Source organism: Bradyrhizobium sp. 139 (assembly GCF_023074175.1).
In the GTDB taxonomy this organism is placed as follows: Bacteria; Pseudomonadota; Alphaproteobacteria; order Rhizobiales; family Xanthobacteraceae; genus Bradyrhizobium.
The window spans coordinates 1-23838 of record NZ_JADPKS010000173.1 but is presented as its reverse complement, the minus strand read 5'-3'; the positions used below and the strand labels follow the sequence as shown (position 1 = coordinate 23838).

General features: G+C 64.6%; 21 protein-coding genes and 2 pseudogenes. 13 read left to right on the top strand and 10 right to left on the bottom strand.

Going from position 1 to position 23838, the window contains the following annotated elements; all coding sequences use genetic code 11:
• Positions 1–117: 117 nt before the first annotated feature.
• Positions 118–390 (bottom strand): phosphopantetheine-binding protein, encoded by a 273-nt coding sequence (locus IVA80_RS36245; protein ID WP_247439902.1) that lies wholly within the window; start codon positions 388–390, stop codon positions 118–120.
• Between the two features lie 358 nt (positions 391–748).
• Here IVA80_RS36245 and IVA80_RS36240 point away from each other — a divergent pair, with 358 nt between their 5' ends.
• The 7 genes from IVA80_RS36240 to IVA80_RS36210 all read left to right on the top strand — a co-directional run bounded on the left by IVA80_RS36240 (position 749) and on the right by IVA80_RS36210 (position 10437).
• A complete protein-coding gene (locus tag IVA80_RS36240; protein WP_247439901.1) occupies positions 749–1966 on the top strand; it encodes an acyl-CoA dehydrogenase family protein in 1218 nt (405 codons plus the stop codon).
• 98 nt (positions 1967–2064) lie between these two features.
• On the top strand, positions 2065–3045 hold the full coding sequence (locus tag IVA80_RS36235) for an amino acid--[acyl-carrier-protein] ligase (protein WP_247439900.1): 981 nt from the start codon (positions 2065–2067) through the stop codon (positions 3043–3045).
• 37 nt (positions 3046–3082) lie between these two features.
• Positions 3083–3958, top strand: a complete 876-nt coding sequence (locus IVA80_RS36230) for an acyl-CoA acyltransferase (RefSeq protein ID WP_247439899.1) — start codon at positions 3083–3085, stop codon at positions 3956–3958.
• Between the two features lie 268 nt (positions 3959–4226).
• Positions 4227–7094, top strand: a complete 2868-nt coding sequence (locus IVA80_RS36225; protein ID WP_247439898.1) for a PAS-domain containing protein — start codon at positions 4227–4229, stop codon at positions 7092–7094.
• A 205-nt stretch (positions 7095–7299) separates the two neighbouring features.
• Positions 7300–8277: a tripartite tricarboxylate transporter substrate binding protein gene (locus IVA80_RS36220; protein ID WP_247439897.1), complete on the top strand. Its 978-nt coding sequence runs from the start codon at positions 7300–7302 to the stop codon at positions 8275–8277.
• A 161-nt stretch (positions 8278–8438) separates the two neighbouring features.
• Positions 8439–8924: a tripartite tricarboxylate transporter TctB family protein gene (locus tag IVA80_RS36215; protein WP_247439896.1), complete on the top strand. Its 486-nt coding sequence runs from the start codon at positions 8439–8441 to the stop codon at positions 8922–8924.
• A gap of 4 nt (positions 8925–8928) precedes the next feature.
• Positions 8929–10437, top strand: a complete 1509-nt coding sequence (locus IVA80_RS36210) for a tripartite tricarboxylate transporter permease (protein ID WP_247439895.1) — start codon at positions 8929–8931, stop codon at positions 10435–10437.
• Between the two features lie 108 nt (positions 10438–10545).
• Here the strand turns inward: IVA80_RS36210 and IVA80_RS36205 are convergent, their stop codons facing one another.
• Positions 10546–12240 (bottom strand): bifunctional diguanylate cyclase/phosphodiesterase, encoded by a 1695-nt coding sequence (locus IVA80_RS36205; RefSeq protein WP_247439894.1) that lies wholly within the window; start codon positions 12238–12240, stop codon positions 10546–10548.
• A 221-nt stretch (positions 12241–12461) separates the two neighbouring features.
• On the opposite strand from IVA80_RS36205, the gene IVA80_RS36200 reads away from it, so the two are divergent.
• Positions 12462–12722, top strand: a complete 261-nt coding sequence (locus IVA80_RS36200; RefSeq protein WP_247439893.1) for a hypothetical protein — start codon at positions 12462–12464, stop codon at positions 12720–12722.
• A 6-nt stretch (positions 12723–12728) separates the two neighbouring features.
• Here IVA80_RS36200 and IVA80_RS36195 read toward each other — a convergent pair whose 3' ends face one another.
• From IVA80_RS36195 to mtgA, 3 genes are all read right to left on the bottom strand, one after another.
• Positions 12729–13373 carry a hypothetical protein gene (locus tag IVA80_RS36195; protein WP_247439892.1) on the bottom strand — a complete coding sequence of 215 codons (645 nt, stop codon included), beginning with the start codon at positions 13371–13373 and terminating at the stop codon, positions 12729–12731.
• A gap of 143 nt (positions 13374–13516) precedes the next feature.
• The gene (gene rpmF, locus IVA80_RS36190) at positions 13517–13699 is read right to left on the bottom strand and encodes a 50S ribosomal protein L32 (protein WP_007598106.1); all 183 of its coding nucleotides are present in this window, start codon (positions 13697–13699) and stop codon (positions 13517–13519) included.
• A 168-nt stretch (positions 13700–13867) separates the two neighbouring features.
• Positions 13868–14542 (bottom strand): monofunctional biosynthetic peptidoglycan transglycosylase, encoded by a 675-nt coding sequence (gene mtgA, locus IVA80_RS36185; protein WP_247439891.1) that lies wholly within the window; start codon positions 14540–14542, stop codon positions 13868–13870.
• 161 nt (positions 14543–14703) lie between these two features.
• Here mtgA and IVA80_RS36180 point away from each other — a divergent pair, with 161 nt between their 5' ends.
• The gene (locus tag IVA80_RS36180; RefSeq protein ID WP_247439890.1) at positions 14704–15627 is read left to right on the top strand and encodes a polyprenyl synthetase family protein; all 924 of its coding nucleotides are present in this window, start codon (positions 14704–14706) and stop codon (positions 15625–15627) included.
• 9 nt (positions 15628–15636) lie between these two features.
• Positions 15637–16326, top strand: coding sequence for a DUF1345 domain-containing protein (locus IVA80_RS36175; protein WP_247439889.1), 690 nt, complete (start codon positions 15637–15639; stop codon positions 16324–16326).
• Between the two features lie 196 nt (positions 16327–16522).
• Here the strand turns inward: IVA80_RS36175 and IVA80_RS36170 are convergent.
• Both IVA80_RS36170 and IVA80_RS36165 read right to left on the bottom strand, forming a co-directional pair.
• Positions 16523–16786 (bottom strand): annotated as a pseudogene (locus IVA80_RS36170) (caspase family protein); the annotation flags it as partial.
• A 15-nt stretch (positions 16787–16801) separates the two neighbouring features.
• Positions 16802–17241 (bottom strand): annotated as a pseudogene (locus tag IVA80_RS36165) (GFA family protein).
• A gap of 94 nt (positions 17242–17335) precedes the next feature.
• On the opposite strand from IVA80_RS36165, the gene IVA80_RS36160 reads away from it, so the two are divergent.
• From IVA80_RS36160 to IVA80_RS36150, 3 genes are all read left to right on the top strand, one after another.
• Complete coding sequence (locus IVA80_RS36160) at positions 17336–17710, top strand: nuclear transport factor 2 family protein (RefSeq protein WP_247439888.1); 375 nt, start codon at positions 17336–17338, stop codon at positions 17708–17710.
• A gap of 173 nt (positions 17711–17883) precedes the next feature.
• Positions 17884–18741 (top strand): class A beta-lactamase, encoded by an 858-nt coding sequence (gene bla / locus IVA80_RS36155; protein WP_247439887.1) that lies wholly within the window; start codon positions 17884–17886, stop codon positions 18739–18741.
• A 48-nt stretch (positions 18742–18789) separates the two neighbouring features.
• Complete coding sequence (locus tag IVA80_RS36150) at positions 18790–20397, top strand: Na+/H+ antiporter (RefSeq protein ID WP_247439886.1); 1608 nt, start codon at positions 18790–18792, stop codon at positions 20395–20397.
• A gap of 89 nt (positions 20398–20486) precedes the next feature.
• Here the strand turns inward: IVA80_RS36150 and IVA80_RS36145 are convergent, their stop codons facing one another.
• The 3 genes from IVA80_RS36145 to IVA80_RS36135 form a co-directional block, all read right to left on the bottom strand.
• Positions 20487–21290 carry an N-acetylmuramoyl-L-alanine amidase gene (locus IVA80_RS36145; RefSeq protein WP_247439885.1) on the bottom strand — a complete coding sequence of 268 codons (804 nt, stop codon included), beginning with the start codon at positions 21288–21290 and terminating at the stop codon, positions 20487–20489.
• 3 nt (positions 21291–21293) lie between these two features.
• The gene (locus tag IVA80_RS36140) at positions 21294–22631 is read right to left on the bottom strand and encodes a Rieske 2Fe-2S domain-containing protein (RefSeq protein WP_247439884.1); all 1338 of its coding nucleotides are present in this window, start codon (positions 22629–22631) and stop codon (positions 21294–21296) included.
• Between the two features lie 175 nt (positions 22632–22806).
• A complete protein-coding gene (locus IVA80_RS36135) occupies positions 22807–23703 on the bottom strand; it encodes a TauD/TfdA family dioxygenase (RefSeq protein ID WP_247439883.1) in 897 nt (298 codons plus the stop codon).
• Positions 23704–23838: the final 135 nt, after the last annotated feature.

Here is a 23838-nt window from a genome sequence, read left to right as displayed (position 1 = left end):
CTGCTCCACCCCCGTTTCGCGCCATCGCGATCCCGTGAGGAAGCTATGCCAGCTTTGCGGCGGTTTTGGAACGGGGGTGCTGAGGGCTTGCCGCCAGGAAGGAGACCTGTGCCTGACTTAAGCCGCGGTCGCCAGCTGCAACTGGACTGCGACCATGCGTTCCAGCGTCTCGACGGACTGGAAGTTCTCCGGCGTGATCTCGGACTGCGGGATGGTGAAGTCGAACTCGGCTTCGACGCCGAGCATCAGATTGACCATGTCCATCGAGGTCAGGCCGGCGTCGACGAGCCTGGCCGACGGCGTGACGTCGGCAGCAAGCGAATTCTGAACGAGGATGCCCTTCACCAGCTTGATGATGCGATCGCGCACGTCGGTATCGAAGGCCTGCATCGGTAAATTCCCATCTGTCTATAAGCGGTCGGGCCGGCTGCCGGCCACGATGGGCGCGACGGGCCGATCCCACAATGGGCGCCACCATTACTTCGCGTTTCTTAGTAAACGATGACTCAGATGTCCGGGATTTTGACTCCTTCCAGATCCCTAAACGCGATCGCGGAAATTCGGGCGATGCAAACAACCTGACCTTAACTGTTCGTTCGGAATTGGGGTTTGTTTACCCTCTATTTCATCGACGAATTTGAATTAAATCCGTAGCCTCGTCTCACAAGCAAAGATGGTCGGAGGATCGCTTGCACGGCATCGCGAATGATGCCGGCGATCCTGAACGGCAAACCGGAGGCGGACGAGTATGAACGTGCGTGAAGCAGTCCTCACTGTCGACGAAGCGCAAACGAGATTTCTCGAACAGGGCCCCTCCCTCATCGAGCGCGCCGCCCGGACGGCCGCGGCGGCGACGGCCGACGCGGACGGGGTCGATCGCGACGCCCACTTCCCCCACAAGGCTTTCGAGGTCGCGCGTGAGCAGAAACTGCTCGGCGTCATGATCCCGGTCGAGTACGGCGGCCTCGGTGCCTCGATCTACGACGTCACCGATATCTGCTACACGCTCGGACGCGCCTGTGCCTCGACCGCGATGGTCTATGCGATGCACCAGACCAAGGTCGCCTGTGTCGTCAGGCACGGCCACGGCATCCCCTGGATGGAAACCATGATGCGCCGGGTCGCCCGCGACCAATGGCTGCTCGCCTCTTCCACCACCGAAGGCCAGAACGGCGGCAACATTCGCGCCAGTGCCGCGGCGGTCGACCTCGCCGGCGACACCGTCTCGCTCGTGCGCGACGCCACCGTGATCTCTTACGGCGCGGAGGCCGACGGCCTCGTCACTATCGCCCGCCGCGCCACCGATGCTTCTGCGTCCGACCAGGTGCTGCTGGCGCTCGCTAGGGACGATTATTCGCTGAAGCGGACGCTGGGCTGGGAAACACTCGGCATGCGCGGCACCTGCTCGACCGGTTTCGAGCTGAAGGTCGACTGCCCCGCTGATCGCGTCTTCCCGGAATCCTACGACAAGATCCACGCCCAGACCATGACGCCGTTCGCGCATCTGTGCTGGTCATCGGCCTGGGCTGGTATCGCTGCAGCCGCCGTCACCCGTGCGCAGGCCTTCGTCCGCAAGGCGGCCCGCACCTCAGGCGGCCAGATGCCGCCGGCCGCCGCGCATTTCACCGCCGCCAAGATGTCGCTGGCCCAGCTGCGCGCGCTGATATCAGCCAATGTCGATGCGTTCGCCTGCGTCGAGCATGACGAGCGCGCGCTGAGCTCGCTCGACTTCCAGTCATCGATCACGCTGTTGAAGGTGCAGGCGTCCGAGCTTGCGGTCGAGACAGTGATGCATGCGATGCGAACGGCGGGCCTTTCCGGCTACCGCAACGACGGCGAGTTCACCATGGGCCGCCACCTGCGCGACGTGCTGTCGTCGCCGATCATGATCAACAACGACCGCATCCTGGCCAACGCCGCGACTTCGACGCTGATGAGCGGCGTGCCGGCAAGTCTTCGGGACTAAAAGTCTTCGGGACCGAAAACATTTAGGGACTGACGTGTCTTAGAACTCACGAACCTTCTCGACCAACAAGAATAATTTCAGATAGCAGGAAGTCGAACATGAACATTGCTGTTCTCCCCGATTCGCCCGAGACCGCGCCGCAAGCCATCGATCCGCTCGATCATCTCGCCGACAAGCTGTTCCACCCCATGGGCGCGGACGGCGTCTACGCCCGCACCGCGCTCTATGAAGGCGTCGTCGAGCGGCTGACCGCGCTGATCACCCGGCATCGCGAGGCGGGCACCGAAGTGATGCGCTTCCCGCCGGTGATGAGCCGCACCCAGCTTGAGAAGTCCGGCTACCTCAAGAGTTTTCCGAACCTGCTCGGCTGCGTCTGCGGCCTGCACGGCACCGAACGCGAGATCAACGCCGCGGTGAGCCGCTTCGATGCCGGCGGCGACTGGACCTCGTCACTCTCGCCCGCCGACCTCGTGCTGTCCCCGGCGGCCTGCTACCCGGTCTATCCGATCGCGGCGAGCCGCGGCCAGTTGCCGAAGGGCGGCCTGCGCTTCGACGTCGCCGCCGACTGCTTCCGCCGCGAGCCGTCGAAGCATCTCGACCGGCTGCAATCGTTCCGGATGCGCGAATATGTCTGCATCGGCAGCCCCGACGACGTCGCCGATTTCCGCGAGCGCTGGATGGTGCGCGCGCAAGCGATTGCCCGCGACCTCGGCCTGACCTTCCGCGTCGACTATGCGAGCGATCCCTTCTTCGGCCGCATCGGCCAGATGAAGGCGGTGAGCCAGAAGCAGCAGGAGCTCAAGTTCGAGCTGCTGATCCCGCTCCGCTCGGAGGATCAGCCGACCGCCTGCATGAGCTTCAACTACCACCGCGAGCATTTCGGCACGACCTGGGGCATCCAGGATACCAATGACGAACCGGCCCACACTGGCTGCGTTGCCTTCGGCATGGACCGCCTGGCCGTCGCCATGTTCCACACCCACGGCGCTGATCTTTCCGCCTGGCCCGCCAGGGTGCGGGAGATCATGGGCATGCAGCCGTTAGCCACGGCCGATGCCCACGGCGAAGGCTGGCGCTAACAGAACGAGGCCTCCCATTTCCACGGGAAAGACCAGCGTGATCCACACCAAGGTCCGATGCCGCGAGATCACCGAGGCCGACGTCGATGCGGTCGCGGACCTGCTGACGCGCGGCTTCGTCGGCCGCTCGCGCAATTACTGGATTCAGGGCCTGCGCCGGCAGGCCTTCCGGCCCGTGCCGGAGGGCTATCCGCGCTTCGGCTACATGCTCGACAATGACGGCACACCGGTCGGCGTGCTGCTGCTGATCTACACGGCGCGGAAGAACGGCGAAGAGACCGCCATCCAGTGCAATTTGTCGAGCTGGTATGTCGATCCGGCCTACCGCAACTACGCCCCGCTGCTGACCAAGATCGCGCAGCGGCACAAGGATGTCACCTATCTCAACATCAGCCCGGCGCCATGGACCTGGCCCATCATCGAGACGCAGGGCTTTCGCGCCTATTGCCGTGGAATCTTCTTCTCAGTGCCTGCGCTGGCGCGTACCCCGCGCTGGAGCAAGATCGAGGTCATCTCGCAGCACGCCAAGACCATCGATGGGCTCTCCGATGCCGAGACCGAGCTGCTGACGCGGCATGCCCGCTACAATTGTCTCAGCCTCGTCTGCCGCACGCCGGAGGGAACGTTCCCTTTTATCCTGCAACCGGTGCGCATCCGCCGCGGCTTCATCGCACCGCCCGCGATGAAACTGATCTATTGCCGCAGCGCCGCCGAATACGCGGCCTGCGCTGGCCGCATCGGCCGGCTGCTGCTGCGGCTCGGCAAGATCTCGGTGGCGATCGATTCCAACGGCCCGATTCCCGGCCTCGCCGGCATCTACACCGAGCGGCGCGGCCGTAAATATTTCAAGGGCCCGCACCGGCCGCAGCTCGGCGACCTCACCGACACCGAGCTCGTGCTGTACGGGCCCTAGGGGATCGATCCCGTTCTCGCCTCCCCCGGCCTTTGCTATAGCCCGCATGAGCGTAGCGACATGCGGGAACTGCTGCCCCGGATATCGTGTTGCTCATCCGGCCACGCGCCTACCGCATTGCCGGATGGCCGTTTGCGCGTTCACTCTCCATCGCTGGTCACCCTCCGTAAACTACCACGCTTAAGGGAATTTTCCCGCCTCTTCGCTACCCTCGGCAGCTGAATTACTTTGCATTAAGTCTATTGCCCGCCGAGACCCTGTCGAACCCATGACGTCGCTCCCCGACAACGAACCTGGTGCACGCCGCGTACAGGGCCCGCAGGCCCTGGTCTCGCTGAGCCAGCTCGCGCTCGACCACATGGAGCAGGGCGTCTGCGTCTACGACGCGGCCAACCGGATCGTGCTGGTCAATCAGCGCTATTTGTCGCTGTTCACCATGTCGGCCGAGATCGTGCGGGTCGGCACGAGCTATCGCGACGTGCTCGCACACAGCGCAGAGCTCGGCAACTTCCCGGCGGGCGAGCTCGATGCGCTCTATACCAGGCGCATGAAGCAGATTGCGGGCGGCCAGCCATTCCGGACCGAGCAGCATCTGGCGAGCGGCCTCGTCATGGCGCTCGAGCTGAAGCCGCTTCCCGGCGGCGGCTGGATGACGATCTGCGACGACGTCAGCCGCCTCGCCCGGCTCGAGGCGGAATTGCGCGTGCAGACGGAACGCAGCCAGCACGCGCTCGCCAACATGTCGCACGGGCTGATCATGTACGATGCCGACAGCCGCGTCGTCGTCTGCAACGAGCGCTTCCTGAACCTCTACGACCTCGATTCCGAAATCGTGAAGCCGGGCATCTCGCATTGCGCTGTGATCGAACACTGGATGTCGCGCGGCAACCTGCCGGGCATGTCGGCCGACGAGTTCCATGACACCAGGCTGGAGGATGTTCGCACCAGAAAGCCGAAAACCCTGCTGGTGATGCGCTATGACGGACGGATGGTGCAGGCGGTCTCCCGCTTCCTGCCCGACGGCGGCTGGGTGACGGTCCATGAGGACGTCACTGAGCGGCTGCAGTACGAGGAAACGCTGAGGCAGCAGAACTTCATCCTCGATGCAGCGCTGGAAAACATGGCGCACGGGCTCGCCTTCTACGACAGCGACATGCGCTTGCGCGTCTGCAACACCACCTACCGCAAGATCTACCGGCTGTCACCGCAGGAGACTCGGCCCGGCATGCATCTTTCCGAGCTGATCGAGCGGTCGATGGTGAACGGGGCGTTCGCTTCCGAATACAGTCCGCAACAGCTGCTGGAAGCCGCCAGCGCGAGGATCGCGAACCGCGATTCTTCGCCGATGCGCCGGCGCATGTCGGACGACACGGTGATCTCGGTGCGCTACTGCGCGCTGCCCGAGGGCGGCTTTGTCGCCACCTACGAGGACATCACCGAGCGCGAACGCGCCGTCGAGGAGCTGAGCGAGCAGTATCGTCGCTTCGACGCGGCGCTGAACAACATGAGCCAGGGCCTGTGCATGCTCGATTCGAGCCTGCGCGTGATCGTCTGCAACCGGCGCTATATCGAGATGTACGGGCTGTCGCCTGAGGTCGTGAAGCCCGGCGTCTCGATGCGCGATATCATGGAGCACAGTTGCGAGCTCGGCATCCATCCGAACACGACCGGTGCCAGGCTCTATGCCGACTATGTCGAGAGGCTGCGCGAAGGCGAGCACACGCTCCACCACCATCTCACCGACGGCCGCATCATCAAGCTCAATCACAAGCGGATGGAGCATGGCGGCTGGGTCGTCACCTACGAGGACGTCACCGAGCGCCACAGAGCCCAGGCCCGCGTGGCGCACATGGCGCAGCACGATTCACTCACCGACCTGCCCAACCGCACGCTATTCCGCGAGAAAATGAGCGAGGGACTGAACCAAGTTGCGATCGCTGGCGGTGCGATGGCCGTGCTGTGCTTCGACCTCGATAATTTCAAGACCGTCAACGACCGCCTCGGCCACGCCGCCGGCGACCGGCTTCTGCGCTGGGTTGCGGCACGGCTGAAGGAGAATGTCGGCGAGCATGACACCGTCGCCCGCCTCGGCGGCGACGAGTTCGCCGTTCTCCAGCGCGGGCCGCAGCCGCAATCGGCGGAACGACTCGCCCGCCGCCTGGTCGAAATCATCGGCCACCCGCCGCCGCTGGAAAGCCAGTCAGTCCATGTCGGCGTCTCCGTCGGCGTCGCGATCGCGCCCGATCACGGGCTCGATGCCGATGAGCTGATGAAATGCGCCGACCTCGCACTGTACCAGGCCAAGGCCAAGGGGCGCGGCGCCTATCAGCTGTTCGAGCCCGAGATGGAGGAAGAGGCACGCCGCCGGCACGCGCTGGAGCACGTTCTGCGCGGCGCGCTGGAAGCCAACGAATTCCACCTGGTGTTCCAGCCGCAGGTGCGGCTCGATTCGTCCGAGCTCACCGGCTTCGAGGCGCTGCTGCGCTGGAAACACCCGTCGCGCGGCCTCGTTTCGCCAGCCGAATTCATTCCGATCGCTGAAGAGAACGGCCTGATCGTTCCGATCGGCGAATGGGTGCTGCGCACGGCCTGTGCGACCGCGGCGTCCTGGCCCGATGTCACGGTCGCGGTCAATTTGTCGCCGGTGCAGTTTCGCTCGCGCGGATTGGTCGCCATGGTCACGAGCGCACTTGCGGACGCCGGCCTGCCGCCACGCCGGCTCGAGCTCGAGGTTACCGAGACGGCGCTGCTCGACGACAGCGAGGCCACGATCGAGATCCTGCACCAGCTCCGCGCGCTCGGCGTGCGCGTCAGCCTCGACGATTTCGGCGTCGGCTATTCCTCGCTGAGCTATTTGCGCAAGTTTCCGTTCGACCGCATCAAGATCGATCGCTCCTTCGTCGGCACGCTCGGCGAAAGCCCGGAGAGCGTCGCCATCGTCCGCACCATCGCCAGCCTCGGCTCCGTGCTCGGCGTCGAGACCACGGCCGAGGGCGTCGAGACCATCGAGCAGCTCGATTTCGTCCGCGAATGCGGCTGCACCGCAGTGCAGGGCTATTATTTCGGCAGGCCGTGCCCGGCAGCCGAGGTCGGACGCACGATTGAGACGCTGAACGCAGTCCGCCGCGTGGCGTAGAGACTCCGCCCGCGCCAAATTCCGTGTCTCGGCATGCCTCCAAACGACCAAATGTCGCACGTGCCGTTTCCGGCCGAATTGGCGCCTCGTCCCCTACGTTCGGTCCGCGCGAAGGCGCTTTTCTTCTCTCGTGATTTCGGGGACAATCCCGTCATAACAACGAGAAGCGGCGGCCCAACGAGGCCGCTGCGAGGGAGGAATTTCGATGCCGCGATGCGGGCTGAAGACGATCGCCTTTGCCGCCATGCATGCAGTCATGGGCGCGCTGCTCTCGACCGCTGCCGATGCACAGGACTATCCCAGCAAACCGATCACACTGATCGTGCCATGGCCGGCTGGCGGATCGACCGACATCTCGATGCGCGCGATCGCCGACAGCGCCTCGAAAGTCCTGGGCCAGCCGATTGTGATCGACAACAAGGCGGGCGGTGGCGGCACGGTCGGACCTGCGACCATGGCAGCGGCCGCGAAGCCGGACGGCTACACCATCGCGCAGATTCCGATCACCGTCTTCCGCCTGCCCCTGATGCAGGAAGTGTCCTGGGATCCGGCGAAGGACTTCACTTATATCATTCACCTCACCGGCTATACGTTCGGCGTGACCACCAGCGCGGAATCGCAGTTCAAGTCCTGGAAGGATGTGGTCGACTTCGCGAAGGCCAATCCGGGCAAGGTGACCTACGCCACGCCGGGCACCGGCACCTCGCTTCATATCGGCATGGAGCAGATCGCGGCGATGTCCGGCGTCAAGCTCACGCAGGTGCCGTTCAAGGGCGGCGCCGAGACCAATGCCGCGGTGCTCGGCCAGCACACGATGCTGCAAGCCGACTCCACCGGCTGGCGGCCGCTGGTCGACGCCGGCAAGCTGCGATTGCTGATGGTGTGGACCGGCGCACGGTCGCCCAACTATCCCGACGCACCGACCTTGAAGGAGCTCGGCTATCCCATGGTCTACGATTCTCCGTTCGGCGTGGCCGGTCCGAAGGGCATGGACCCCAGGATCGTCGCCAAGCTGCATGACGCCTTCAAGAAGGCGGTCGAGGACCCCGCGGTGATCACGACCCTCGCCAAATACGACATGGTGCCGAACTACAAGAACACCGAGGACTACAAGAAATTCGTCGTCGAGGTCACGGAGTCGGAGCGCAAGGTCATCGACACGCTCGGGCTTGCGAAGAAATAGAATAGCGAAGAACAACTTGAGCTACCCCAAATTCGACGTCATCCTGAGGTGCGAGCCGCTCTTGCGGCTCGCCTCGAAGGATGGATCGGGGCACCGCCGCCCTTCGAGGGCCGCTGAAGAAGCGGCCACCTCAGGGTGACGGTGGTCGAGAGGTGTATCAGATGAGCAACCAAACCAACGTCAAACTCCGCCTTGCCAACTCCGAACTCTGGGGCGGGCTGATCGGGCTGGCGCTCGGCGGCTTCGTGATCTGGCAGGGGCTGAAGCTCAAGCTCGGCACCATCAACGATCCCGGCTCCGGCTACGTGCTGTTCTACACGGGCATCCTGATGTGCGTGTTTGCAACAAGCATCATCGTCTCGGCAATTACTGAGGGCGGGCCGACGCTGGCCTCGCGCTGGGAGAATGTGCGATGGAGCAAGCCGCTCCTGCTGATCGCCTGTCTCACGGCATTCTCCTTCGCGCTTGAGCCGCTCGGCTTCCTGCTGTCGTCGATCCCGCTGATGCTTGTGCTGCTGCGCGTGATCGACCCCGTGCGCTGGACGCTGGCGATCCCGATCGCGGTGCTGGTGCCGGCCGGCATGTGGTGGGTGCTCAAGAGCCTCTTGTTGATCCAACTGCCTTCGGGCCTGTTCGGGGTCGGTTGACCGCATGGATACGCTTGCCAACGTCGCGCACGGGTTCGGCGTCGCGCTGCTACCGATCAACCTGCTCTACTGCTTCATCGGCGTCTTCATCGGCACGCTGGTCGGCGTGCTTCCCGGCATCGGGCCGATCTCGGCGATGTCGTTGCTGCTGCCCGTGACGCTGTCGGGCACGCCGGAGTCCGGCATCATCATGATGGCCGGCATCTACTACGGCTCGATGTATGGCGGCTCGACCACCTCGATCCTGGTCAACATCCCCGGCGAAGCCGCCTCCGTCGTCACCTGCATCGACGGCCACCAGATGGCGAAACAGGGTCGCGCGGGCCCCGCGCTCGGAATCTCCGCCTTCGGCTCCTTCATCGCCGGCACGTTTGCTTTGGTTGCGCTGATGCTGGTGGCGCCAAGACTTGCCGGCATCGCGATCGCGTTCGGCCCGGCCGAATATTTCAGCCTGATGGTGCTCGGCCTCGTGGTGCTCACCTTCCTTACCCAGGGCTCGATGCCGAAGGCGCTTTTGATGGCGTGCATCGGCGTCGTGCTCGGATTGGTCGGACTCGACAGCATCACGGCGCAGCCGCGGCTGACATTCGGCCGCATGGAGCTGATCGACGGCATCGGTCTCGTGCCCGTTGTGATGGGTCTGTTCGGCGTCGCCGAGGTGCTGCTCAATACCGAGCAGGCGATCAAGCGCGACATCATCAACGCCAAGATCACGCAGCTGTTGCCCAACAAGGCCGATTGGCAGGCGAGCGCCGGCCCGGTGGCGCGCGGCACGCTGCTCGGCTTCCTGCTCGGCATTCTGCCGGGCGGCGGCGCGGTGGTGGCCTCGTTCGCGTCCTATGCGCTGGAGAAGCGCCTGTCGAAAACGCCGGAGCGTTTTGGCCATGGCGCGATCGAGGGGGTCGCGGGCCCCGAGTCCGCCAACAATGCGGCGGCCGGCGGCGCCTTCATTCCGCTGATGACGCTGGGCATCCCGCCGAACGTGGTGATGGCGCTGCTGCTCGGCGCCTTCGTCATCCACGGCCTCCAGCCCGGGCCGCTGCTGATCACGCAAAATCCCGGCCTGTTCTGGGGCATCGTCGCCAGCATGTATATCGGCAACGTCATGCTTCTTATTCTCAACCTGCCGATGATCGGCATGTGGGTGCAGCTGCTGAAGCTGCCTTACAACATCCTGTTCCCCCTGATCATCCTGTTCACGATCCTGGGCGTCTACTGCTCGAGCAACAATGTGTTCGACGTCTATGTGATGATCGCGTTCGGCATCATCGGCTATTTCATGCGCAAGCTCGGCTATGAGCCGGCGCCGCTGGTACTGGCGTTCGTGCTTGGGCCGATGATGGAAAACAATCTGCGCAAATCGCTGATCCTGTCGCAGGGCGACCTCTGGACCTTTGTGCAGCGGCCGATCTCGGCGACGTGTCTTGCGCTGGCGATGGTGCTGCTGATCGCGCCCCTGTTGCCCGCGTTGCGCAAGAAGCGCGAGCTGGTCGCGCTGGATGAAGGGGCGTGAGGAGGCTTCGTAGGGTGGGCAAAGGCGCCCATGCGCCGTGCCCACTATCTCTCCAAAACTGTCTGACGCGAACGGTGGGCACGCTTCGCTTGCCCAGCCTACGATGTCTCAACCCGCCACAGGCAGCACGTTGTCCGGCGGCGCGCCCCACGGGCGCTCGGCTGCGGCGAGCCCTATCAGGCGTCCCTGGATGTAGTCGCAGCCCCAGTCGCGCAGCATGTTTGCGGCCTCTTCGTCCTGCACCCATTCGGCGACCGTCTTGATGTCGAGGCGGCGGGCAAGATCAATCAGGGTCTGCACGAAGGCGCGGTCGTCGGCGGAACGAGTGATGTTCTGGACGAAGGCGCCGTCGATTTTGACGATGTCGACGCCGAGCTTGCGCAGGTTGCGGAACGAGGTGTAGCCGGCGCCGAAATCGTCGATGGCGATGCGGCTGCCGAAATTCTTGAGCCGGGTGACGAAGCCGCGCACGTCGTCGATGTCCTGGATCGCGACCGTCTCCGTGATCTCGACGATAAGCCGCTCTGCAACGCCGGGATGGGCCAGCATCAGCGACTCGATGCCCGCCCACCAGTCCGGATCCATCGTGGTATCCGGCGAGATGTTGAGGCTGAGGCAGATGTCTGGCGCGGCCGCGAGCTCGGCGACCACGAGCTCGAGCACGCGGTGATCGACCAGGCGGATCAGGCCGAGCCGTTCGGCGACCGGAACGATATCGGGCGCGAGCAGCACCTGGCCGTCACCCTGGTCCATTCGCACCAGGCATTCGTGGAACGCGCGTTCGCGCGAGACGGCCGAGACCACTGGCTCGTAGGCGAGCTTGATGCGGCGTTCGTTCAGCGCGGTGACGATCTCGTCGGTGACACGGATGTTGACGCGGCGCTGTGCGTCACGCGCGGCATCCGGGCGCCACGCCGCGAACGAACCGACGCGGCGCTGTTTTGCGGCGTCCAGCGTCTCATGGGCGCGATTGACGGCCTCGTCGGTGTTGCGGACATAGCGCGGCACGCTGACCGCGCCGATCGAAGCCGTGACCGAGACCGGGCCGGATTTTGTCGGCACCACCTCGTCGCGGATGCCGGCGAGGAAGCGCTCGGCGGCGACGTTCATGTCGTCGACGGTACAGTTCTTCAGGATCAGGCCGAACTTGTTGCCCGAGAAACGGCCGAGCACGTCGCCGCCGCGCAATCGCGCGCGGATGCGCTTTGCGATTTCGAGGATCACGGCGTCGGCAACGTCGAAGCCGAAAGCGTCATTGACGCGGGCGAGATGATCGATGCTGACCAGCATGAAGGCTGCGGTCGAGCGGAAGCGGGTCGTCTCCTCGATCGCCTCGGCCAGCGCCGCGATCAGGTGGGAACGATTGAGCTCGCCGGTCAGGGGATCGAGCCGAGCCAGCTTCGTCAATTCCTCGTCGCGGGCGTGGCGCTCATTGTTGATGCGGACGGAGCCGATCGCGCGCACCGGGCGGCCGTCAGGGCCGGCGAACCAGCGGCCGGTCTCCTCGATCCAGACCACGGGATCGGCGGCGCTCGTGCGCACACCGTATTCGACCCGGTAGGGCGTCCCGTCGGCGCCGTGCACCGCGGAGGTCTGCGCCAGCGCCGCCGTCCGCAGCGTCTGCGCGGGCTCGATCAGCTTGGCGAATTCGGCGCCGGTCGCGAGCCGTTCGGCCGGGATGTCGGGAAAGACGCTGGCAACCTGCTCACCCCACACGATGGCGTCGCTGGCGATGTCCCAGGCGAACACGGCCTGGCCGAGGGCGGCCAGAATGTCGGAGGCTTGCGGCAATGCAGGGGTCAAAATCGCCTCGTTTCGGGACGGCAGGGAGTCCTACGCCGGCACAGAATACGGCCAGATTCGCCCCCGACCCTAGGCAAAGTTCATAAACAATTCGGAAACCATGTTTCGCAGGCCCACGGAACCAAACCGGCCCGGCCGGCATAGGCCTTGCGAGTACATGACACGCACCGGCGCCAGCGTCTCGAAACGCGACAGGCCTCGCCGGATTAACGGTGATTGCGATGTTAAGTACTGATCGATCGGACGAGGCGGACAACGGCACGGGCACGGCCCTGATGCCGCTACTACCGACGTTGCAGTGGGTCCACAAGGCGCCGCTGCCCCGTCCCGATCCGAGCTTCGTCACCCAACTCATCGCCAATGCCGAGCACCTGCCCCAGGCCAGCCGGCTCCGCCGTGCCTCTTCTGAAGACGCGCAGATAGCCTATGGCGGCAAGCGCCCGCTTCCGAGCGTCACCGCGCGCACGCGGCAGGTGGCTTGAGGCCGATCAGCGCGGCGCGTCGGGAGACGACGGCGTGCCGTTGCCCGGCTGCAAATGCGGTGATGGGATTTCCGGCGAGGGCGTGCTCTGCACCGGCTTGGGCGCGGGGGGATCCTTCAGCACGGATTCGGCGACCGACTGCGCCGAAGGTGCGGGCGCGGGCGGCACCGCCGGCGCGGACACCGGCTCGAACTTGGGTTCGGACACCGCATCGTCTGCCGGCGCTCCGGCCTGGCGCTTGGCCTTGCGCGGCGCCGGTACTGTCGTCTCCGCGACATAGGTGACGCGACGGCGCGTGCGCTGGGCGATGCCGCCGAGGAAATCGGCCATCGCGAGCAGCACCAGCAGGAAATAGGTGGAGTTGCCGAATTTGGGCCACATCACGAATTCGGCCGCAGCCGCGCCGAACACGATCAGCGACAGCAAATGATCCATCAGGAATTTCGAGCCGGGCCGCGCGCCCTTGACCACTTCGAGCAGCAGCAGCACGACGCCGAGCGCGAGCATGACGTCGGCAAGCGTGACCGGCCAAGTCTCGCCTGACACCATCGGCACGTTGAACAGCACGTCCGTGAAGGACACGCTCGGCATCAGGAAGGCGATGATGTTGTAGACCGCAAGCGGAATCAGGAGCAGCGGGAAACCGACCATCGGCGAAATGCCTTCTCGATCAAGATGTCCAGGCAGGACAATGCGGCGGCGAAGCATTTGCTCCGCCGCCGTCACCGTCATATCTCATGGGTTGGCCGAAATCAGGCAGGCGCAATCATCCTGCCTGGAGAAAGGTCCTGGCTTCAGGACTCTTTCTTCTTCAGGACCTGACGGCCCTTGTACATGCCGGTCTTGAGGTCGAGATGGTGCGGACGACGGAGCTCGCCGGAATCCTTGTCTTCCACATAGGTCGGCTTCTTGATGGCGTCTGCCGAGCGGCGCATGCCACGACGCGACGGCGAGGTTTTTCTTCTCGGAACGGCCATTTCAGTATCCTCTAGGGATTGGTGTTATCAGGGCATCGTCCGGGAGGGGACGGCTCAGCACCCGCAAACCGAGGCGAGCTGAATGCCGATCAAGGCCGGGCTTATAGAGGAAGGCTGGCCGTAAATCTAGGCTTTTGGACCGGAAAATGCACCCGAAACGGCCCGAAATCAGCGATTATCCCGCCAGCAGGTCGAAAGCGAGTTCGCCTGAGCCCTCGCCACATAGGTCCCCGCCAGCCGCCGGACGCCAGGCCCGGGGGTCCGGGCGCTGCGTTTGACCGGATTCGGCAGGATCGAGGCCAGAAGTGCCGCCTCGCGGGGGGAGAGGCTAGCGGCCGATTTGCCGAAGGCATAGGCGCTGGCCGCCTCCACCCCAAACTGGCCCTGCGGTCCCAGCTCGGCGATGTTGAGGTAAATCTCGAGGATCCGCGCCTTGGGCAGGACCAAATCGATCCACAGCGCCAGCGGGAATTCCAGCGCCTTGCGGACGAAATCCCGCCCCTGCCAGAGGAACAGGTTTTTGGCAACTTGCTGGGTAATGGTGGAGGCACCACGGAAAGGCGTGCCGTCCTCCTGCGCGTCGTCGATCGCCTCCCGCAGCGCGCCCCAGTCGATGCCATGATGCTTGCAGAAATGCGCATCCTCGGCCGCCACCACCGCGCGCGGCAGTGAGGGCGACATCGCGGCCAGATCGATCCACTCCCGATGCATCGGCGCGCCCCGGAGCGACCGCCACGCCATCAGCGTCGAAACGGGGTGGCCGGTGCGGTAGAACGGCGCGATCACATAGGGCGCGAGAGCTGCGACCGCGAGCATCACCAGCAGGATCTTAACGGTGCGCAAATCGACCTTTCCGGCGCAAAATGAAACGCGGCTCCAGGCCGGTCCATTAAGTCTGTGATAATTCTGGCCTTTTCCAGCACTTTTTAGGCCTTCCAAACGATTGACTGAGGCGGGCTCATAAAGGATTGTCCGGCCGAATTTTAGTTCTGGAGCCTTTCTTGATGACCGGCACGTCCCCGTCCGATTTCGCCAAACGCCTGGACAAGACCGCTGATGATACCGAGGCCTTGCTCGGTCGGCTGTTGTCGGACGACATCCTGCACGATGAGATCGCCCGGCCCAAGCGACTGATGGACGCAATGCGCTATTCGAGCCTCAATGGCGGCAAACGTCTGCGGCCGTTCCTGGTGGTCGAGAGCGCGGCCGTGTTCGGCGTGCCGCGCGAGGCGGCACTGCTCGCCGGCGCGGCGCTCGAATGCATCCACTGCTACTCGCTGATCCATGACGACCTGCCAGCGATGGACAATTCGGACCTGCGCCGCGGCCGTCCCACCCTGCACAAGAAGACCGATGACGCCACCGCGATCCTCGCCGGCGACGGCCTGTTGACGCTCGCCTTCGACATCATCACCCGCGACGAGATCCACCGCGACGCCAATGTGCGCCTCCTGCTGACGCGCGCGCTGGCGCGCTGCGCCGGCATAGGCGGCATGGTCGGCGGCCAGATCCTCGATCTCGCCGGCGAAGGCCGTTTCGGCGACCGCGAACCGGTCGACGTGGCGCGCCTTCAGCAGATGAAGACCGGCGCGCTGCTGCGCTATGGCTGCATCGCCGGCGCGATCCTCGGACAGGCCACGGCCAAGGAATATCAGGCGCTCGACGATTACGGCCGCGCGCTCGGCGAGGCCTTCCAGATCGCCGACGATTTGCTCGACGTCGAGGGCGATGCGGCCGCCCTCGGCAAGCCGTCGGGCCAGGACGCAGCGATGGGCAAGACCACCTTCGTCACCCAGCTCGGCATCGAAGGCGCCAAGCGGCGCGTGCGCGACCTGCTCGCGCGGGCCGACAGCGCCGTGTCGATCTTCGGCGACCGCGCCGCCGTGCTGCAAGCGGCCGCACGGTTCGTGGCCGAGCGCAAAAATTAGCGCTCATCGATGGCGGGCGTCGACAAAGAAGATCCCGTCCTCGTTCGCTTCCGCCAAATGTCGCGGCCAATCCGCGTGGTTTACGCGCGGCCGCGGACATTCATTTCGCTCGGTTTCGGGATCCTGGTCTGCCTGCTACTGCCCGGCTCCTTGCGGCTGGCGACGCGGCTTGTGCTCGGTTGGGATGCGCTGATCGCGGCCTATCTGGTTCTGGTCTACCTCATGATGCTGAACAACGACCATCAGCATATCCGCCGTAATGCCGCGATGCAGGACGACGGCCGCTTCGTGATCCTGCTGGTGACGGCCATCGGCGCGTTCGCGAGCATCGCGGCGATTGTCGCCGAACTCGGCGCCCACCGCGGCGCCGCGGAGCTGATCATCGCGATCGCCACCATCGCGCTGTCCTGGGCCGCCGTGCACACGACTTTCGCGCTGCATTACGCGCATGATTATTATCGTCACGCCACGCCGGGCGGCCTTCAGTTTCCCAGCGGCGACAAGGAAGGCCACGCCGACTATTGGGACTTCGTCTATTTCTCGTTCGTGATCGGGATGACCGCGCAGGTCTCCGACGTCGGCATCTCCGACAAGATCATCCGCCGCACCGCGACAGCGCACGGCATCGTGTCATTCATCTACAACACCGCGCTGCTGGCGCTGACAGTGAACATCGCGGCGAGCGCGATCTCGACGTAACGCCGTCCCGGCCTTCCGGGACGATGTCAGGAATGGTGCGAGATCCCTAGTTGCACACCTCGGCATTGGCGACGTTGCCGGCGCCGCCGCCGCCACGATATTCGAGATGGCAGCCGCGGCTGACCGCATGGCAGCCGCCGCCATTGCAGAAAACCTGCCCGCCGCCTGATGCACGACCTGCACCGGCGGCAGCAGCGGTGTCGCGCTCGAGCTTGGCGTCAACAGGGATCAGATAATTCGAGCCTTCGACCTCGATGCCGTGGCCGGCATAGTAGACCACGGCGATGTCGGCATCGCGGGTTGCATCGGCGAATTCGCGCAGCACGCGCCGCGTGTCCAGCGCCGACAGATCGTGCCGGGAATCGACGATGTCGAAGCCGGCCTCCTTCAGCGTCCTGGCCATCGCCGAGCCGTCGTTGACGGGATTGGTGAGCGACGGCGCGTGCTGCCATTGCGCGTGCGGGCCTGGTTTCCCTCAGCCATCCCCGGTGTGCCCCCGATATTGCGGCAGATTGTCCGTGATCTCATGCCAGGGCGCCTTCGAGCCCACGAAAATGTGGGCGCTCGGCCGGATCGAGGGCGCATCGACCAGGGGTTCCCATGGCGACATGGACCCATTTTCCCTCGCGGACCCGGGAATAAAGCAGCGAGCCGCAGCGAGCCGCAGCGGGCGCAGTGGGCGTCATGGGCGGTGTCGCCGCCGAAGACGATGCGCTGGCCTTCACCATGGACGATGCGCAGCTTATCCTGCACGATCCCGGCGAACGGCTTGAACGCAGAGCCGGTGGTGCGGCGGCAGTTCGAACAGTGGCAATTCATCGCATAAGAGAACTCGTCCGCAACCTCGTAGCGCACGGCACGGCAGTAGCATTCGCCGGCGATGATACGAGCGTTCGAATTTTCTGATCCGGTCATTCCAACGTCCTCGCGCAATTGGGGCAGACACCCATAGCGCATTTTGGTGTGTACGACTAAGTTCGCCCCAAGCCATCATTCAAAGGGATGACCCATGAACCAGAACCGTTCCAGCGTCGAAGCCGTCGTGCAATCCTATTTCGACGGACTCTACGAGGGCGACGCCGAAAAGCTCGGCGCGATCTTCCATCCCTCCGCCGATTTGCGCTGGGTCGAAAAGGGCGAGCTTCAAGTGCTGACCGTGCCCGACTGGCTCGATCGCGTGCGCAAGCGCGCCTCCGCCAAGGCGGAAGGCAAGCCGCGCGAGGATTTCATCGTCACCATCGACAGCTCGGACGACAACACCGCCTTCATCAAGGTCAGGTGCCAGTTGCCGCCGCGCTTTTTCACCGACTATCTGGTGGCGATGAAGCTCGCCGGCGGCTGGCAGATCGTGTCGAAATCATATCGGTATGACCTCAGGGAGTGAGGCGCAGGTGCGCCCCTCTCCCCGTTCTTACGGGGAGAGGGTTGGGGTGAGGGGCTGCTTCCGCAATCACTGTAAGAGACGGACTCGCGGAGAGTCCCCCTCACCCGTCTCGCCTCTGCGATGCGATACGGCCTCTCCCCGCAAGCGGGGAGAGGCGAAGAAAGGAAATCCCCATGTCGCTCGACCGCCGTTCGCTGCTCGCCTCGCTGTGCTGGATGGCCGCTGCTCCGGCGCTTGCCGCAGACGCGCCGCCGGAGCTCGAAGCCTATGAGCGCGAGAGCGGTGGGCGGATCGGGGTCTATGCCGAGAACCTCGCGACCGGCGCAAGGCTCGCCTGGCGCGCCGACGAGCGCTTCGTCATGTGCTCGACGTTCAAGGCTTCGCTCGCGGCTTGCGTGCTGGCGCGAGTCGATCGCGGCGAGGACCAGCTTGCGGCCGTGATCCCCTACGGCAAGGCCGACTTGCTGGACCACGCGCCGGTCGCCAAGCAAAATCTCGCCGCCGGCGCGATGTCGGTCACCGAGATGTGCAAGGCGATCGTCGAGCTCAGCGACAACAGCTGCGCCAATTTGCTGCTGGCGCGGATCGGCGGCCCCGCCGCGCTTACGGCATTCTGGCGGTCGCTCGGCGATACCACCTCGCGGCTCGACCACAACGAGCCCGAGCTCAACCGCTCACCGCTCGGCGATCCCCATGACACCACGACGCCGGCGGCGATGGCAGGTAATCTGCGCCGGCTGGTCACGGGTGATGCACTGTCGCAAAAATCGCGCGAGCAGCTCACCGACTGGATGGTGGGCTGCAAGACCGGCGCCAACCGGCTGCGCGGCGGCCTGCCGGCAGGCTGGAAGATCGGCGACAAGACCGGCAACAACGGCAAGGATGCATCGGGTGATATCGCGGTCGCCTGGCCGAAGCCCGACCCGCCGATCCTGATCGCGGCCTATACCCAGGGCGGCACGCCCAACGCCGCGCAGATCGAAGCCGTATTCGCGCGCATCGGACGCATGGTGGCCGAGCGGCTGGTATGAGCCGCACGCATTGACCTGGCGGCGGCTTCCGGGTGAAGACAGATCATCATGGAAGCGAAGTTTCAGATTTTTCTCATCCTGCTTGCCGTGCTGGCGGGTGTGGCGCTGGCCGCACGCCGCTTCAACGTGGCACCCGCTATTCTCCTGATGCTGGCCGGCGTCGGCCTCGCCTTCGTGCCGGGCATGCCGCCGGTGGAACTGCCGCCGGAACTGGTGCTTTTGATGGTGCTGCCGCCGCTGATCTACTCGGCGAGCGTCGCCATGAGCTGGCGCGAGTTCAGGAAGAACCTCCGCCCCATCGTGCTGCTCGCGGTCGGCGCGGTGGTTTTCACTGCGGCGATGGTGGCGGCCGCCACGCACTACCTGATCGGTCTGCCCTGGACCATCGGCTTCCTGTTGGGAGCCATCGTCGCGCCGCCCGACGTGGTGGCGCCGCTCGCGATCGCGCGACGGCTGCATATGCCGCGCCGGATCCTGGTCGTGCTCGAGGGCGAAGGGCTCGCCAACGATGCCACCGCGCTGACCCTCTACCGCTTCGCGCTGGCCGCGATCATGGTCGGGCATTTCTCGCTGCCATTGGCGGCCGGCGAGTTCGCCCTCATCGTCGCCAGTGAGATCGCCTTCGGCATCGGCGTCGGCTGGCTCTCGCTGCGCTTCCGCAAATGGTCCAGAGACCCGCAGGTCGAGCTGACACTGTCGCTGATCACGCCTTACGTCTCCTACTGGGTGCCCGAGCACGTCGGTGGCTCCGGCGTGATCGCGACAGTGGCCTGCGGGCTCTATGTGAGCTGGAACGGGCCGCTGCTGATCTCCGCGTCGACGCGCCTGCAGGGCATCTTCTTCTGGGATCTCGTGATCTACTTGATCGAAGGCCTGCTGTTCCTGCTCACCGGCTTCCAGATGCGCGCGCTCTACGAGAAGTCGAAGGCGTTCCCGCTCGACGACATCATGATCGCAACCGCCGTCGTCGTGGCGATCGTCGTGATTGCACGCTTTGCCTGGCTCTTTCCCGCGACCTATCTGCCGCGGGTATTGAGCAGGAGTCTGCGGGAGCGCGATCCGTCACCACCCTGGCAGTGGGCGTTCACGCTGGCCTTCACCGGTGTGCGCGGCGCGGTGTCGCTCGCAGCCGCACTGGCGCTGCCATTCACGTTGCCGAACGGCGAGGCCTTTCCGTTTCGCGACCTGATCCTGTTCGTGGCCTTCGGCGTCATTTTCATCACGTTGATCGGCGTCGGATTGGCACTGCCGGCGGTGGTGCGCTGGCTCGGCATCGCCGAGGCCGGCCGCCACGAATATGTCAGCGAGCACGAGGCCGAGATCACGGCGCGCCGCCAGGCGCTCGAGGCGGCATTGAAGTGGCTCGACGCGCTGACCGAGGAGAACGAAGTATCGGACGAGGTGATGCGGCTCCTGCGCGCCCGCCACGACATCCGCGTCAACCAGCTCCCGGACTCGCTCGATCCCACCCATCACGACGTCTCCGCGGCCGGTACCGCGCTGACCCGCGACCTGATCGCCGCCGAGCGCAAGTTCATCCACAACCTCCTGCGGGAGGGCCAGATCACCGACGAAACGCGGCGCCGGATCGAACGCGACCTGGACCTGGAAGAGGCGAGCCTGGCGAACCGAGAATATCGCGGGGCGCCGCTGTAGCTTCTCGTCATTGCGAGTGTAGCGAAGCAATCCCGAATCTTTCCGCAGGGACAATCTGGATTGTTTCGCTGCGCTCGCAATGACGGCCGTTACCGCCGCTCGCAAAACTCCTTCATCGCCACCGCCACGGCTCCCGCAATCAGTTCCTGCCGCTCCGGCGCGTTCATCGCCATTTCCTCGTCGCGGTTGATGATCGAGCCGGCTTCGAGCAGCACTGCCGCGCTTCTCGTTCGCGACAGCACGACGAGCCCGTCATAGCGATAGACGCCGACATCCCTGTCGAGCAACTGGCGCCGGTAGCGGCCCATCACCGGCAGGCTGTATTGGCTGGCATAGTGCAGGCCCAGCTCCTTCAACTGCCTGCCGATCATCCGGGCCAGCATCAGGCTGGTGGCGAAGCGCGGATTTTGCTGCGACACGAACAGCGAGTGGCCCGAAAACCGGTCGCTGAAATGGCTCTTCGCGCCGTCGAATTCCCAGGTCTCGAGCAGCTTGTCCGGCACCGAATCGTGATGGATCGACAGAAAGAGATCGGCCCGGCCGTCATTCGCGGTACCGACGCGCTTGAAGAGGCTTGGCCGCGCCTTGCCGTCCGTGACGAGCAGGCGGGTGGCGGCAAAGCCTTCGGACCTGAGCTTCGCCGTGATGAGGCTTGCAAGCCGGAAATTGAAGCCGAATTCCGGATCATTGCGCGCACTCAACGCGCCGTAGGAATCCGGGGTATGCCCGGCATCCACGACGATCCGGAATTTCGGCATCTCACATTTGGCCGGCGACTGCAGCGGCTTGGGATTCGCAGTCTTTCGCGCGACAGCAGGTGCCAGCGACGATAACAGGATCGACGCGACGAGCGTCAAGACGAGACTTACGATGATGCCCCGCGACTGCCCCAAATCCTACTCCGCTGCCGCAATCCGCGGCCGGCCGACGAAGCCGGCGACATCGCCGAAGCGTTCCAGCATCACCGCGGGCAAATCCTTGGCCTTGCTGGTGACACAGGCGCCGGAGCGCACCGCGTAACGATCCTGATGCGCGGCCTGCGGCGGCGGCTCGCCCTGCTGGAGTGCGCGCGCAAGGTCCATCACGGTTTTGCGGAAATGCATGATGCCGAGATCGGTGGGGCCGAGATGCTCGCGGGTGCGGTCGGCGATCGGCCCCTGGCTGTCCTGCACGGCGGCGTCCTGCTCGGAGACGCCCTTGATGCCGGTGTAGCTCCTGGTCTTCTGGAGCTTGCGATCGATCAAATAGTCGTTGCCCTTGTGGCGCAGCGGCACGTAATTGTCGCCCACCTCCGCGATCACGCCATTGCCGCGGTCAAAGGCGTCGCGCTCGGCTTGCGTCAGCGGCCGCTCGGGATTCCAGGCATAGGTGTAAATCCAGCAATTGGTGTCGGTAACAGGCACGAAAGTCTGGCCAAAGATGTTTTCGCCCGGCATCGCGCTCGGCGCGTAGGCATGGAACGGCATCAGGAATTGCGCGATGCGCCAATAAATGTTGTCGCCGCCGGTGAGCCTGCCGCCGGCGATGGTGAGGCCGGCGTCGTGCGGGGCGATCTTGATCACGGGCCGCGGGTCCTCGGCGATCCAGCGCATGTGGTCGCTCGACATCCGCGCGATCGGATTCACAAAGTGCTTCCTGATGTCCAAAATCTCGTTCTCCTCCTTGTCGAAGGAGAGATGCGCGAAAGTGAAATGCGCCGTATCGATCGAGCCTTCCAGTGCCTGCACCCAGTTGCAGTCCTGCCATTTCTTGCTGACGTAGCGGTGCGAGGCCGGCAGCAGCGCCATTTCGAGATCGGGCAGCTCGGGCATGGCCTCAAGCGGGCCCATATAGGCCCAGATCATCTCGCCCCATTCGCGCACCGGATAGGATTTGATGCGGATGAGGTCTTTTGCGTTGAGATCGGGATAGGAGGTCGGCATGTCGACGCACCTTCCGTCGGTGTCGAACTTCCAGCCATGATAGACACACCGGATGCCGCATTCCTCATTGCGTCCGAGCCAGAGATTGGCGCCGCGATGTGGGCAGTATTGATCGATGATTCCGACGATCCCGCGCGTGTCGCGGAACGCAAGCAGCTCTTCGCCGAGCACGACGATCTTTTTTGGCTCACCGTCGGGCTCGGGAAGCTCTTCGGAGAGAGCCACGGGAATCCAGAACCGGCGCAACAGCTCGCCCATGCCCGTTCCGGGGCCGGACTCGGTCAGGAATTTGTTGTCGTCGGCGCGGAGCATGGAGAATTCTCCCGACGGTCTTTGTTTACGGCAAGATTGGCGCGGGCGCGGGAAGACGTCAACGCAGAACGCGGTCCGTAGTGCGTCGGGCGGGTTAGCGAAGCGTAGGCCGCGGGTTGTCGCGCCGCGGCCGGAGATGGCGGATTGCGCTTCGCTAATCCGCCCTACGCTCCTGTTAAACCGGCCGCTTCCCCTTCACCGTCACGCGCGTCCCTGAGCGCGTATGCGGCCAGTAATCCCACATCGCGCGGTGCTGGGTGCAGCGGTTGTCCCAGAACGCGATGGCGTTCTCGGTCCAGCGGAAGCGGCACTGGAACAGCGGGTTCTCGGCTTGCTGGTAGAGATAGGCGAGCATCGCGTCGCTCTCGTCGCGCGGGATGCCGTTGATGTGGCGGGTGAAGCCGCGGTTGACGTAGAGCGCCTTCTTGCCCGTGACCGGATGGGTGCGCAGCACGGGATGCTCGGCGTTCGGATAGGAGGGACGGTCCGCGACGCCGTAATTGGCGTAGAGGCCGCGATAGATCGGCTCGCCGTCATGCAGCGCCGTCAATCCGTCGAGATAGGCCTTCATACGGTCCGACAGCGCCTCATAAGCCGCATACATGCTGGCGAACAGCGTGTCGCCGCCGCGCGGCGGGCACTGCTTGATGTAGAGGATCGATCCCATCGGCGGCTCGAGATCGCAGGATACGTCGGAATGCCAGCCCTCGCCATTGGCGCGTGGCGAGTTCGCATCCGCATAAATCTTCATCAGCGCCGGGTCTTCGTCCTCGTGCGGCGCGGCGGGATGGAAATGCAGCTCGCCGAATTTGCGGCCGAAGGCGAGATGCTGTTTTGGCGTGATGTGTTGATCGCGGAAGAAGATCACGAGGTTTTCGGCCAGCGCGCGGTGGATCTCGTCCATCTGCCGGTTGGAGCGAGCATCGTCCGAGACGAGCTCACCGATATCGACGCCGGAGATTTCCGCGCCGATGATCGGCGTCAGCTTTTCGACCCCGATGGTCTCATAAGGCGCGCCGTCTTCGGCCGTGTGGCGATAACGCGGACCCTGCTTGTCGGCGAGTGAGCTCATGGGTATTGCTCCCAATCATTGTTGATTGGAGGCATCGTAGATGGGGTAACGGGCCCCGGGCAGCCTTCCAGCCAAGCCGCGCTAGCTACGGCGCTATTTGTGGCGCGCGTCGCGCGGCTTGGTTGGAAGGCAAGC

Bases quoted from the DNA above. Each gene is read 5' to 3' on its own strand.
- IVA80_RS36245 (WP_247439902.1), bottom strand. From the start codon at position 390: ATGCAGGCCTTCGATACCGACGTGCGCGATCGCATCATCAAGCTGGTG.
- IVA80_RS36240 (WP_247439901.1), top strand. From the start codon at position 749: ATGAACGTGCGTGAAGCAGTCCTCACTGTCGACGAAGCGCAAACGAGA.
- IVA80_RS36235 (WP_247439900.1), top strand. From the start codon at position 2,065: ATGAACATTGCTGTTCTCCCCGATTCGCCCGAGACCGCGCCGCAAGCC.
- IVA80_RS36225 (WP_247439898.1), top strand. From the start codon at position 4,227: ATGACGTCGCTCCCCGACAACGAACCTGGTGCACGCCGCGTACAGGGC.
- IVA80_RS36220 (WP_247439897.1), top strand. From the start codon at position 7,300: ATGCCGCGATGCGGGCTGAAGACGATCGCCTTTGCCGCCATGCATGCA.
- IVA80_RS36215 (WP_247439896.1), top strand. From the start codon at position 8,439: ATGAGCAACCAAACCAACGTCAAACTCCGCCTTGCCAACTCCGAACTC.
- IVA80_RS36210 (WP_247439895.1), top strand. From the start codon at position 8,929: ATGGATACGCTTGCCAACGTCGCGCACGGGTTCGGCGTCGCGCTGCTA.
- IVA80_RS36200 (WP_247439893.1), top strand. From the start codon at position 12,462: ATGTTAAGTACTGATCGATCGGACGAGGCGGACAACGGCACGGGCACG.
- IVA80_RS36195 (WP_247439892.1), bottom strand. From the start codon at position 13,373: ATGGTCGGTTTCCCGCTGCTCCTGATTCCGCTTGCGGTCTACAACATC.
- rpmF (WP_007598106.1), bottom strand. From the start codon at position 13,699: ATGGCCGTTCCGAGAAGAAAAACCTCGCCGTCGCGTCGTGGCATGCGC.
- IVA80_RS36180 (WP_247439890.1), top strand. From the start codon at position 14,704: ATGACCGGCACGTCCCCGTCCGATTTCGCCAAACGCCTGGACAAGACC.
- IVA80_RS36175 (WP_247439889.1), top strand. From the start codon at position 15,637: ATGGCGGGCGTCGACAAAGAAGATCCCGTCCTCGTTCGCTTCCGCCAA.
- IVA80_RS36160 (WP_247439888.1), top strand. From the start codon at position 17,336: ATGAACCAGAACCGTTCCAGCGTCGAAGCCGTCGTGCAATCCTATTTC.
- bla (WP_247439887.1), top strand. From the start codon at position 17,884: ATGTCGCTCGACCGCCGTTCGCTGCTCGCCTCGCTGTGCTGGATGGCC.
- IVA80_RS36150 (WP_247439886.1), top strand. From the start codon at position 18,790: ATGGAAGCGAAGTTTCAGATTTTTCTCATCCTGCTTGCCGTGCTGGCG.
- IVA80_RS36140 (WP_247439884.1), bottom strand. From the start codon at position 22,631: ATGCTCCGCGCCGACGACAACAAATTCCTGACCGAGTCCGGCCCCGGA.
- IVA80_RS36135 (WP_247439883.1), bottom strand. From the start codon at position 23,703: ATGAGCTCACTCGCCGACAAGCAGGGTCCGCGTTATCGCCACACGGCC.